General features: G+C 32.6%; 10 protein-coding genes and 1 pseudogene. 8 read left to right on the forward strand and 3 right to left on the reverse strand.

Annotation, left to right across the window (positions count from 1 at the left end; all coding sequences use genetic code 11):
* Positions 1-40 precede the first annotated feature (40 nt).
* The 3 genes and pseudogenes from P5P90_RS09150 (at position 41) to P5P90_RS09160 (ending at position 4,535) form a co-directional block, all read left to right on the forward strand.
* The gene (locus P5P90_RS09150; protein WP_278034410.1) at positions 41-1,228 is read left to right on the forward strand and encodes a phosphoglycerate kinase; all 1,188 of its coding nucleotides are present in this window, start codon (positions 41-43) and stop codon (positions 1,226-1,228) included.
* Between the two features lie 108 nt (positions 1,229-1,336).
* The gene (locus P5P90_RS09155; RefSeq protein WP_278034411.1) at positions 1,337-3,349 is read left to right on the forward strand and encodes a LysM peptidoglycan-binding domain-containing protein; all 2,013 of its coding nucleotides are present in this window, start codon (positions 1,337-1,339) and stop codon (positions 3,347-3,349) included.
* A gap of 218 nt (positions 3,350-3,567) precedes the next feature.
* A pseudogene (locus P5P90_RS09160) lies at positions 3,568-4,535 on the forward strand (DUF4837 family protein).
* Here P5P90_RS09160 and P5P90_RS09165 read toward each other — a convergent pair.
* The 3 genes from P5P90_RS09165 to rnpA all read right to left on the reverse strand — a co-directional run bounded on the left by P5P90_RS09165 (position 4,532) and on the right by rnpA (position 7,452).
* On the reverse strand, positions 4,532-5,338 hold the full coding sequence (locus tag P5P90_RS09165; RefSeq protein WP_278034412.1) for an OmpA family protein: 807 nt from the start codon (positions 5,336-5,338) through the stop codon (positions 4,532-4,534). The pseudogene P5P90_RS09160 and the gene P5P90_RS09165 overlap by 4 nt on opposite strands.
* Complete coding sequence (locus tag P5P90_RS09170; RefSeq protein ID WP_278036501.1) at positions 5,338-6,969, reverse strand: S41 family peptidase; 1,632 nt, start codon at positions 6,967-6,969, stop codon at positions 5,338-5,340. Before P5P90_RS09170 ends, P5P90_RS09165 begins: the two co-directional genes overlap by 1 nt.
* 96 nt (positions 6,970-7,065) lie before the next feature.
* Positions 7,066-7,452: a ribonuclease P protein component gene (rnpA, locus tag P5P90_RS09175; protein WP_278034413.1), complete on the reverse strand. Its 387-nt coding sequence runs from the start codon at positions 7,450-7,452 to the stop codon at positions 7,066-7,068.
* A 125-nt stretch (positions 7,453-7,577) separates the two neighbouring features.
* Here rnpA and P5P90_RS09180 point away from each other — a divergent pair, with 125 nt between their 5' ends.
* From P5P90_RS09180 to P5P90_RS09200, 5 genes are all read left to right on the forward strand, one after another.
* Positions 7,578-8,312 (forward strand): lysophospholipid acyltransferase family protein, encoded by a 735-nt coding sequence (locus P5P90_RS09180; protein WP_278034414.1) that lies wholly within the window; start codon positions 7,578-7,580, stop codon positions 8,310-8,312.
* Positions 8,313-8,322: 10 nt separating this feature from the next.
* On the forward strand, positions 8,323-9,309 hold the full coding sequence (locus tag P5P90_RS09185; RefSeq protein ID WP_278034415.1) for an acyl-ACP desaturase: 987 nt from the start codon (positions 8,323-8,325) through the stop codon (positions 9,307-9,309).
* Between the two features lie 174 nt (positions 9,310-9,483).
* A complete protein-coding gene (locus P5P90_RS09190) occupies positions 9,484-10,134 on the forward strand; it encodes an HD domain-containing protein (RefSeq protein ID WP_278034416.1) in 651 nt (216 codons plus the stop codon).
* Positions 10,135-10,292: 158 nt separating this feature from the next.
* Positions 10,293-10,706 carry a hypothetical protein gene (locus P5P90_RS09195; RefSeq protein WP_278034417.1) on the forward strand — a complete coding sequence of 138 codons (414 nt, stop codon included), beginning with the start codon at positions 10,293-10,295 and terminating at the stop codon, positions 10,704-10,706.
* A gap of 155 nt (positions 10,707-10,861) precedes the next feature.
* Positions 10,862-11,944 (forward strand): efflux RND transporter periplasmic adaptor subunit, encoded by a 1,083-nt coding sequence (locus P5P90_RS09200; RefSeq protein WP_278034418.1) that lies wholly within the window; start codon positions 10,862-10,864, stop codon positions 11,942-11,944.
* The last annotated feature ends 11 nt before the right edge of the window (positions 11,945-11,955 follow it).

Here is an 11,955-nt window from a genome sequence, read left to right on the forward strand (position 1 = left end):
ATTTGTTTCACTTTCAAAAAAATAATCTAAAATTAAACTAATGAAGACTTTAAACGATTTTGATTTTAACAATAAAAAAGCGATTATCCGTGTAGATTTTAACGTGCCTTTAGACGAAAATTTTAACGTAACCGATATTACTCGTATAGAAGCTGCTAAACCTACCATTTCTAAAATTCTTGCAGATGGAGGAAGTGTAATTTTAATGTCTCACCTAGGGCGTCCAAAAGGAGCTGAAGATAAATATTCATTAAAACACATATTAAAAACAGCTAGCGATATTTTAGGTGTACCTGTAAAATTTGCAGCTAACTGTATCGGTGATGTAGCAAAACAAGCAGCAGCCGATTTAAAAGCAGGTGAAGTTTTATTGTTAGAAAATCTACGTTTTCACAATGAAGAAGAAGCAGGTGATGTTGCTTTTGCAAAAGAATTAGCTTCATTAGGAGATATTTATGTAAATGATGCATTTGGAACTGCGCATAGAGCACATGCTTCTACTACAATTATTGCTCAATTTTTCCCAACTGCTAAATGTTTCGGTTATTTATTAGCAAAAGAAATTGAAAGCATCAACAAAGTATTAAAAGACAGCGAAAAACCAGTAACGGCTATTTTAGGAGGTTCTAAAGTATCTTCAAAAATTACAGTTATCGAAAATATCCTTGACAAAGTAGACCACATGATTATTGGTGGAGGGATGACATTTACTTTTGTTAAAGCTCAAGGAGGGAAAATTGGAAATTCTATCTGCGAGGATGACAAACAAGAATTAGCCCTTGAAATTTTAAGATTAGCTAAAGAAAAAGGAGTACAAGTTCACATTCCAGTTGACGTAGTTGCTGGAGATGATTTCTCTAATAACGCTAATACTCAAGTGGTAGATGTAACTAACATTCCTGATGGATGGGAAGGTATGGATGCTGGACCAAAATCATTAGAAGCTTTCGAAAAAGTGATTATGGATTCAAAAACAATCTTATGGAATGGTCCGTTAGGGGTTTTTGAAATGGAAACTTTTGCAAAAGGAACTATCGCTTTAGGAAACTTTATCGCAGCTGCAACAGCTAACGGAACATTCTCTCTTGTAGGTGGTGGAGACTCAGTTGCTGCCGTAAAACAATTCGGTTTTGAAGACAAAATGAGTTATGTATCTACAGGTGGTGGAGCAATGTTAGAGATGTTAGAAGGTAGAACTTTACCTGGTATTGCCGCTATTTTAGAATAAAAAATAACACTTTTAACAATTTTTATTGATTTTTTTAGTTTTTACCTCTTAAGTTTGCAAAAACAGATTTGTAACCACTTAAAATTAAGGATGTTGACAATTAAAAATATGAGTATAAAAAAAATCACTATATCATTTTTTCTATTACTATCAATTCCCCTGTTTTCACAAGAAATTGTTGAAAGCAAGGGAGTTGCTGTTTTAGAAACCAAGCTTTCTTATCTGGATTCAATCAAACGTAGCTTTGTAAATGATGACATGGCTAGTTGTGTAGATAGTTTATGGACCAAAGAATTAACCGATTTAAACATCTATAATGAACTTAACAAAGATATTGAAAGCATTAATACCGATGAGAAAGTTGATTATGAATTGCCAACAGAACTATTAAAATCAAGATTGGAAGCCATGAATGCTAAATCACCATTTAACATTCAGTACAACCAAGGATTAGAAAACATCATTAAATCGTTCTTAAAAAACAGAAAAAAATCGTTCGAACGACTAATGTCCATTTCTGATTATTACTTCCCAATGTTTGAAGAAGTATTTGCTAAAAACAACATTCCATTAGAAATCAAATATTTAGCAATTGTAGAATCAGCATTAAATCCAAAAGCTGTTTCCAGAGTAGGTGCCACTGGAATTTGGCAGTTTATGTATCATACCGGTAAACAATACAACCTTAATATTGACTCCTACATAGACGAACGTAGTGATCCATTAAAAGCTACCAAAGCGGCGGCACAATACATGGCAAATATGTTTGAAATTTTTGGAGACTGGGAATTGGTTTTAGCCTCTTATAATTCTGGACCTGGAAACGTATCTAAAGCAATTAGACGTTCTGGAGGACAACAAAACTTTTGGAGCATTAAATCAAATTTACCTAAAGAAACTCAAGGATACGTTCCTGCTTTCTTAGCAACGATGTATTTGTACGAATACCATAAAGAGCATGGAATTAAACCTAACAAAGCCAATCTGCAACACTTTGCTACCGATACGGTAATGATTAAAAAACAGATGTCTTTTAAGCAAATTTCCGATTTACTTGATGTGCCTATTTCTCAAATTCAGTTACTAAATCCTTCTTATAAATTAAACGTAATTCCGCAATATCAAGATCAAAATCACTACTTGCGATTACCTAAAGAAAAAATTGGACTTTTTGTTTCTAATGAGAACAAGATTTACGCTTATATTCAACATGAAGCAGAATTAAAAAACAACAATCCTTATTTTAAAAACATAACTCCTAACACTGCAATTGCAGCTGCTCCAGTAGAAAAAATTGTTTTCCCAAAAGGAAGTACAACGCAATATTACAAAGTCAAAAAAGGAGACAATTTAAGCGCTATTGCTGCCAAATACAATGTTGACATCAATGACTTAAAGAAATGGAATCGATTGAGCAGTAATTCGCTTTCGTATGGCAAAGTACTCACCATAGTAACTTCAGAAAAAGACAATACTACTGCTATAGCAACTGTTGACAATAAAAACAGCAAGGTTGAAAAGGCTAAAAAAGAAATTAAGGCCGACTCGATCATTGCAAGTAATAAAACAAGCAATTACATTGTTCAAAAAGGAGACAACTTAAATACCATTGCCGAAGAAAACAATGTAACAGTAGCTCAAATTAAAGAATGGAATAAGCTTACTGGAAACACGATTCAAGTTGGAATGAACTTACAAGTGTCTAATAAAGAAATCGAAGCTAACGAAGTTGCCGCTGCAAATCCTGCAGTCGAATTAAAAAACATTGAATACATCGTTCAAAAAGGAGACAATCTGAGTACTATTTCAAAAAAGTTTGGAACTCCAATTAACGATTTGAAAGAATGGAATCATTTAGCCGATAACAATATCGCTTTGGGTAAAACATTGATTGTTGCCAAAGACGAAATTGCCATAAATACCGCTAAAGCTACTGCAGCTACTTTTAAGAAAAACAAATTAGAAAGTGCTGCTTTGCAACGTGACTATATGGTAAAAAAAGGAGATTCTTTATTTAGCATTGCAAAAAAATCAGGTGTAACCGTTTCAGATATTAAAAAATGGAACGATATTAAAAATGAAGATATCAAACCTGGAATGAAATTAAAAATTGGCGGTTAATATCAAAAATACAATACTAAAAAGGCTTTATTGATAAAAAAATAAAGCCTTTTTTGCTTCTAAACGGCATTTTATTAATCATTTTGCAATTCATTTAAAAAAATGGAACGATATTAGCGGTGTAAATTCGAAAGAAATCATAACCGATAAAATCAAGATTCACATTTTTTATCCTATCGTTACAATCGTAAAATGAATAAAGTCCATTTTATATTAGTATGCATGTCGCTTTTTTTGTTTCCTGTAAACAAGAAAATACAGACCCTAAGAAACCAAATGGGAAAATCAATACCATATCTGTAATTATTGATGATTTGTTATGGAATGGGGAAATCGGCGACAGCATTCGGAATAAATTTGCTTCCCCAGTTATTGGATTACCTCAAGAAGAACCGCTCTTTACTATCAATCAATTTCCAGTAAAATTAATGGAGGGCTATTTGACGGATAGTCGCAACATTATTGTGATTAAAAAAGACACGAATGAAAATTTTAACATCCTAAAAGACAAATACGCTACGCCACAAAACATCTTTCAAATTTCGGGTAAAACCGCTGATGACATTTTGTGCCTAATCCAACAACATGCTCCTGAAATCATAAAAAAAATTCATCAAACCGAAATTGAAGAATTACAACGTCAGCACAGGAAATCACTTTTAGATTCTAAATATTTTGAAGTTAAATTTAAAATCAAACTAGAAATGCCTACCAGTTATCAATTGATGGTACAAAAAAAGGATTTGTTTGGTTTAAAAAAGAAATCATCAGTGGTAACACCAGTATTTTAATCTATGAAGTTCCTTTAAATACTATCGAAAATAAATTAAATAAAATCGCTCACATCATCAAAATGAGAGATTCGATAGGTAAATTATACATTCATGGTAAGGAAGAAAAAACAGATATGATTACTGAAGAGGCCTACGCTCCCTATTTTTCTAACATAGTACTCGATTACAAAAGAGCTTATGAAACTAAAGGCACATGGGTACTCAAAAACGACTTTATGTCGGGACCTTTTATCAATTACGGAATTGTCGACAAGGCGAATAATAGAATAGTGGTATTAGAGGGATTTTGTTACGCTCCTTCAAAAGAAAAAAGAGATTTGATGTTCGAGACCGAAGCTATTATAAAATCGATTGAAATCATCAAAAAACAAGCTCAAAAGAAACCCAACTAGTTCTTGGTAATTAAAAACTCAACCCTGCGATCATAATCGTCACCTTTTCCTAAAGGAAATTGATTACCCAAACCACGGTAAGTCATTCGTAAGCTATTGATATTTTTAGAAATCAAATATCTAAAAACACTTTTAGCTCTATTTAAAGACAGCTTTCTTTCCTTGGTAGCAAAATCAATAGCATCTTTATACGTGCTTGGAGTACAACACACATGACCGCGGATTTCAAATTCGATATTCTTGTTTTTCAAAAGGATTTCGGCAATTCGGTCAAGCTCTTTTTTAGAAGCTTCGGTAAGTTTACTACTACCCAATTCGAAGTAAATATCTTCTAGAAAAATTCGATCTCCAATTTCATGATGATCATGAAAGGAATTATACATCCCTTTTCCGAAACTATTTTTCTTTACAATTAATAAATCTACTCTTCGGTTTTTTGAGCGAACATCTTCTAAACTTCCTCCTGAAAAATTATCAAGTAACACACGACCCTTACCTTCAATCATTACGATTTTGCTCTTATTAAAACCGTTTGCCGTAAGTATTTCACGAACAGCATTAACCCTATTTTGAGACAATTTTAAATTGTAATTATTATCGCCTCTATCGTCACAATAGCCATAAATTTGAATCGATTCAAGCCTAGAAGTATCGATTTTTTGAATAAAATCAATAATAATTTGTTCTTGAACGGCATCGATTGTGTATTTATCAAATTCAAAATATACGGTACCAATCTTTTTTTCTTGAGAAAAAACATTCCCAAAAACAAGAAAAGAAAGGAGTAGAATTGACGTTTTCATCACATTTTTAAAATGTTTCTGTAAGTAGCAACATCGTTCAAAATCTTAACCGATTTTTTAATCTCTGAATTGCTTCTCATATAATACGCGTAAAAACCTTCTTGATATTGATATCGTTTAATAATTTCTTCTAAAAGTAAATTCTTAATTTCTTCCTGATTAGTATCAATTTGAGCCTCCGACGATTTTTGAACTGCCGTCAATAACTGATTGTATTCGGAAATAATAGCGGCATCAATTGCCTCTTTTTTTGCCAGTGCCAATGTGTTTTTCAAAGACTCTTCGGTTTCAGTATCTAAATTAATCTTTTGACTTTTCAAAAACTGTTTAAAATCCTGAAAGTCAGCATTAGTGAAATTTGGTATTTCATTACCCAAATTGGGATGCTTATAAAAATACGTAGTGGCATAATTAAAAATACCGTCGTTCTTAATCAAAGCATTAGCGATCACACTGGTTTTTGATTCTGGCATTTGGACATCTGGCAAAATTCCTCCTCCATCATAAACTGTTCTTCCTTTGCGTGTTTTAAACGAATTATAACTGGTTTCTTTTGTTCGTATAGCCAAACCATTTTTGTCTTTATGCGCATAATCCAAAGCCTGAATACATCTTCCAGAAGGCGTAAAATACCTCGAAATGGTCACTTTTAACTGGGTGTTATAGGTTAAATCAATTGGTTTTTGAACCAAACCTTTCCCAAAACTTCTGCTACCTACAATAACGGCACGATCTAAATCCTGTAGTGCACCGGAAACAATTTCCGAAGCCGAAGCACTCTTATCATTGACAATAATTACCAATGGAATATCCAAGTCAATAGGATCAAATGCGGTTTTATAAGTGTTATTGTGTTTTTCGTTGATGGATTTGGTGGTGACAATTACTTCGTTTTTGGGAACAAATAAATTACAAATATTAACCGCTTCATTCAAAAGTCCCCCAGGATTGTTTCGCAAATCCAAAACAATTTGCTGAGCGCCTTGTTTTTTTAGTTCTAACAAAGCTTCTTTAGTTTCATTAGATGCTTTTCGGTTAAAACGACTTAAAACGATATAACCTGTTTTGTCATCAATTTTTGCAAAATAGGGAACCGACTTAATTTCTACCTCATCCAAAGTTATTTGAGTGGAATACAACTTCCCTTGACGCAGGTATTTAATATCAATTTTTGTATTCTTAGCCCCTTTTAATAACTGAGAAGCATCTTCTTTTAAATCGGCCATTTGTATGTCGCCAATTTGTACTATCTCATCTCCAGCCTTAAAACCAGCTTTATCGGCTGGAAAATTTTTATATACTTCACGTAAAATTAATTTCCCTGATTTTTGAGTTATTAAAGCGCCAATTCCCGTATACTCTCCGGTATTATTGATCTTAAATTTTAATACATCTTGTTCATTAAAATAAACCGTATACGGATCTAAACTGGCTAGCATCCCTTTGATAGCGGTATCCATCAATTCGCCTGCATTGGTTTCATCTACATAATTGGTATTCAATTCCTTGAATAGTGTCGTGAAAATTTCGATTTGCTTAGCAATTTCAAAAAAATCATCTTTAAAACTAGAACCAATGAAAATAAAAGCCGAAGCGACTACAGGAATGATGTATTTTTTTGGAAAGAAAATTTCATAATATTATTAATTGTGAATTACTAAAATAACAATTTATCAGTAATAAAAAGGAAATAGAATAACTATCTAAGTAATTAATAGTAAACCAATTTAGGGGTTTTCTTTTTTTAAAACCTGAGCCACAAACTTTTCAAACAACTGAATGGTTTTGGTATTAATCTCATCGTAAGACAAACGCTCTTTGGTTTGATAAAAAAACATAAAGCAATACGGTTTATCTAAATTATCTAGTAGAATATGCTTATTTAAACGATAGGTTTCGCGAAGAATGCGTTTGAAACGATTTCGATCCACTGCTTTTTTAAAATACTTTTTAGAAACCGAAATACCCATTTTGATTTTCTCATTTTCATTCAACGTCCCCGAATGATACACCAAACGCAAGGGATATTTTGAAACTGATTTTCCTTCAGAGAACAACAATCCAATGCTAATTTTGCTTTTAAGTTTTTCGTTCTTTGGATAGTTAAAGTTCATTTAGTGTCTAATAAATATTATAATTCAGACAACAAAGGTACAATTTAACGCTAAACCTACTTATTATTTAGGTTTTAAATACCGCTAAAAAATTATTTCATACTTTTGCAGCTAATTTTTTTAAAATGCAAAAACTTATTTCCTATCCTATATCGGTTATTTATTATTTGTGTTTTGGACTTACATTAGTCATTTTCCACCCTATTCAATGGTTTTGCCTCAATGTTTTTGGGTATCAGGCGCACAAAAAAAGTGTTGATTATTTAAACTTTTTTTTGCTAAAATGTACTAACTTAGTAGGAACAACCTATTCATTCAAAAACAGAGAACTTATTCCTGAGGGAGTACCTTTGGTATTTGTAGCCAATCATCAAAGTATGTACGATATAATTGCTATGATATGGTATTTGCGTAAATTTCATTGTAAATTTGTAAGTAAGAAAGAGTTAGGCAAAGGAATCCCAAGTGTTTCTTATAACTTAAGACATGGAGGAGCTGCTTTGATAGACAGAAAAGACCCTAAACAAGCGATTCCCGAAATAAAAAAATTAGGAGATTATATTGAAAAGAATACACGATCAGCAGTAATTTTTCCAGAAGGCACCCGAAGCAAAACCGGAAAACCCAAAGAATTTGCCCAAACTGGCTTGAAAATATTGTGTAAAAGCGCACCATCCGCCTATATTGTTCCTGTAAGCATTAATAATTCATGGAAAATGGTAAAATTTGGTTTTTTTCCTGTTGGTTTAGGAAATCATCTTACCTTTGTAATTCATAATCCACTTAAAGTGAGCGATTATAATTTTCCTGAATTAATGGAGAAGACGGAAAGTGCAGTAGTAAAAGGAATACAATTTTAATACATATAAAATGTCAATAAAAAACATTCGATTAGAAGTTATGCAGTTTTTGGAAAAAAACGTGACTGGCTACATGGATCAATACTTGATTCCAGTGGAACAAATCTGGCAGCCATCGGATTTTTTACCCAATTCTGAAGGAGATAATTTCTTAGAAGAAGTAAAAGAATTACGCGAAATCTCAAAAGATTTACCTTATGATTTTTGGGTAGCTATGGTAGGTGACATGATTACCGAAGAGGCACTTCCTACCTATGAAAACTGGTTAATGGAAGTAGAAGGAGTTGATAATGAAGGAAGAAACGGTTGGTCAGCTTGGGTACGTCAATGGACCGGTGAAGAAAATCGCCATGGTGATTTGTTAAATAAATACTTGTACTTATCAGGTCGTGTAAACATGCGCGAAATTGAAATGACAACCCAACACCTTATCAATGACGGTTTCGACATTGGTACTGGTAGAGACCCATATAAAAACTTCGTTTACACTAGTTTCCAAGAATTAGCTACTTACATTTCTCATAACCGAGTTTCGCAATTAGCCAAAAAATATGGTGATAAGAAATTATCTAAAATGTGTAAAATGATTGCTGGAGACGAAATGCGTCATCACCACGCTTATAGCCATTTTGTGAGCGAAATTTTCAAAGTAGATCCAAGCGAAATGATGCTTGCTTTTCAATACATGATGAAAGCTAAAATCGTGATGCCAGCACATTTCCTGAGAGAATCAGGAGCTAAAATAAGTTCGGCATTTGAATTATTTTCTGATTCAGCACAGCGTATTGGAGTTTATACAGCCCAAGATTATGTTGAAATTATGCAGAAATTGATTGACAAATGGGAAATTGAAAAAATATCTGGATTAACTGATGAAGCCGAAAAAGCTCGTGATTACTTAATGAAATTACCAGCAAGAATGGCTAAAATCTCTGAAAGATTAGTTATCCCTAAAGAATCGCACATTTTCAAATGGGTTGAACCTGCAAGATTATAGATTTCAGATTGAAGATTAACGATTTTTGATTTCAGATTTGGTTTGAAATAGAAAAATGATTTTTGATTTTTTCAATTGAAATTACCATTGAAATTGATTTTTGCTATTAATATATACTGCTGATTTTTGAGGTTTAGACTTTAAAAATCAGCTTTTTTTATTCCAAAGCTACACATGAACACAAATTTAATAAATAACACCATCCTTTTTGTAAAAGAAAAATTAGAAAATGCCGAAGGCGGACACGACTGGTTTCATATCGAAAGAGTATATAGAAACGCTTTATTAATTGCTCAAGAGGAAAAATGCGATTTGCAAATCGTGCAATTAGGCGCATTACTTCATGATATAGCCGATAGTAAATTTCACAATGGCGACGAGTCTATTGGCCCAAAAATAGCCCGTGAGTTTTTAGAATCGCAACAACTTGATTCTGAAAAAATCAGTAATGTTATTGCTATCATTGAAAACATTTCATTTAAAGGCGGAAATTTTGAAAAGAAATTCAGTTCGATAGAATTAGATATCGTTCAAGACGCTGATCGATTAGACGCCATAGGAGCCATAGGAATAGCTCGCGCATTCAATTATGGTGGTTTTAAAAATAGAGCATTATACAACCCTAAAATTGCTCCTAAATTAGACATGAGTACTGAGGAATACAAAAAGAGCCAGGCACCTACCCTCAATCACTTTTACGAAAAACTATTATTGCTTAATGACAAAATGAATACTACTACAGCTAAAAAGATTGCTGAAGAAAGACATCGTTTTATGGAAAGCTTTTTGGCTCAGTTTTATGCCGAATGGGATGGGGTAAAATAAATCTTGGAAAAAATTAATTGCTTTATAATTAATTTCAATTGCATATATTCATGCATTTTAACAGTTTACTTGTTGTTTTTACCGCAATTAACAAATATTTATGAGCGCCTACTTTCAAAAATTGTATTTGAAAAATTAGCTTTGCATCAGAAATGAGAATGAGAATCAAACATATTCTAACTTTGTGTCTGCTGTTACTTATTAGTAACAATAGCTTGTTTGCTCATACTCCAGTCAAATCGTTCATTTTTGTTCAAACATCAATTCAAGATGAGTCGGTTTTTACCAAAAAAATCCAGCTTTCGGACTTAACAGATATTACTACTCCAACAAAAGAAACCGAGGCAAAAAAAGAAATAATTACGGATTATGAAGAAGAAGATTCTGAAATCCTAAACGGTAAAAAACAACTTGAAAAAACGATTTCCTATATCGCATTTTCAAGCTCATTACCACCCTCTTTTTTAACGAATTACAACTATAACTCTTTAGCAAAATCCTTTTGCAAAGCGTTTTTTTATTTACCATCATTTACCTCACTTTACATTATCTTCGAGGTATTTCGTATTTGATTTTTTCTTCTTACTAAGCACATCTATTGTTGCTTATTACTACTTTATTTCTTGCCGCAATTAATAAAAGCAAGAAAATAGAGCTCAATTTGCTGTTGTTTATCATTTTCACAACAAAATACAATCCTAATATTTTATCGTTAAAAAAAACTATCATGAAAAAGAATGCAATTTTCATTGGTCTACTGGCTGCTATATGCACTATTGGATGTAATTCACACAAAGAAGAAAAAAAGGAAGAGAGGACATTTCAAGTAACAAATCCTGTGGCGATGGATACCTCAATAATTAAAGAATACGTTTGCCAAATTCACTCTATTCGTCATATCGAATTGAGAGCAATGGAAAAAGGATACCTTCAAAAAATAAGCGTTGACGAAGGTCAGAAAGTTAGAAAAGGGCAATTGATGTTCCAAATCATGCCTAACATTTACCAAGCCGATTTACAAAAAGCAAAAGCAGAAGGAAATGTTGCTGCAATTGAATACAAAAACACGAAACTTTTAGCCGATAGTAAAGTAGTTTCTCCAAACGAATTAGCGCTTTCAAGAGCTAAATACGACAAAGCAAAAGCCGAAATTGACCTTGCTAAAACCCATTTAGGATTTACTACTGTTAGAGCACCTTTTGACGGCGTAATGGACCATTTAATGGCTAGAGAAGGAAGTTTGCTAGAAGAAGGTGAATTATTGACTTCACTTTCAGACAACAGTAAAATGTGGGTGTATTTTAATGTTCCTGAAGCCGAATACTTAAACTACATGGAAAGTGCTAACAAGAACAAAAAAGAAAAAGTACAACTTTTAATGGCTAATAATCATGTATTTGATCAAACAGGAGTGGTAGAAACCATTGAAGGAGAATTTAACAATGAAACCGGAAACATTGCCTTTAGAGCCACATTTCCTAACCCAAAAGGGATTTTAAGACACGGTGAAACAGGTTCTATTTTGATGACTGTTCCGTTGAAAAATGCATTACTGATTCCTCAAAAAACAACTTTTGAAGTATTAGACAAACGCTATGTTTTTGTAATTGATAAAAACGGAGTAGTTAGACAAAGAGAAATTACTATTGGAACCACTTTAGAAAACCTTTTTGTTGTTAAAAAAGGATTGCAGGAAAGCGATCACATTTTATTAGACGGTTTACGATTGGTTAAAAACAACGAAAAAATAAAATACAAAGTTGAAAATGCGAAACATGTATTAACACATCTTGATGTTTACGCCGAGTAATCAACCTTAAA

This window comes from Flavobacterium nitratireducens (genome assembly GCF_029625335.1).
GTDB lineage: Bacteria > Bacteroidota > Bacteroidia > Flavobacteriales > Flavobacteriaceae > Flavobacterium > Flavobacterium nitratireducens.

Coding starts and splice junctions, on each gene's coding strand:
- rnpA (WP_278034413.1), bottom strand. CDS start 7,452: ATGAACTTTAACTATCCAAAGAACGAAAAACTTAAAAGCAAAATTAGC.
- P5P90_RS09185 (WP_278034415.1), top strand. CDS start 8,323: ATGTCAATAAAAAACATTCGATTAGAAGTTATGCAGTTTTTGGAAAAA.
- P5P90_RS09200 (WP_278034418.1), top strand. CDS start 10,862: ATGAAAAAGAATGCAATTTTCATTGGTCTACTGGCTGCTATATGCACT.
- P5P90_RS09195 (WP_278034417.1), top strand. CDS start 10,293: ATGAGAATCAAACATATTCTAACTTTGTGTCTGCTGTTACTTATTAGT.
- P5P90_RS09165 (WP_278034412.1), bottom strand. CDS start 5,338: ATGAAAACGTCAATTCTACTCCTTTCTTTTCTTGTTTTTGGGAATGTT.
- P5P90_RS09180 (WP_278034414.1), top strand. CDS start 7,578: ATGCAAAAACTTATTTCCTATCCTATATCGGTTATTTATTATTTGTGT.
- P5P90_RS09190 (WP_278034416.1), top strand. CDS start 9,484: ATGAACACAAATTTAATAAATAACACCATCCTTTTTGTAAAAGAAAAA.
- P5P90_RS09150 (WP_278034410.1), top strand. CDS start 41: ATGAAGACTTTAAACGATTTTGATTTTAACAATAAAAAAGCGATTATC.
- P5P90_RS09155 (WP_278034411.1), top strand. CDS start 1,337: ATGAGTATAAAAAAAATCACTATATCATTTTTTCTATTACTATCAATT.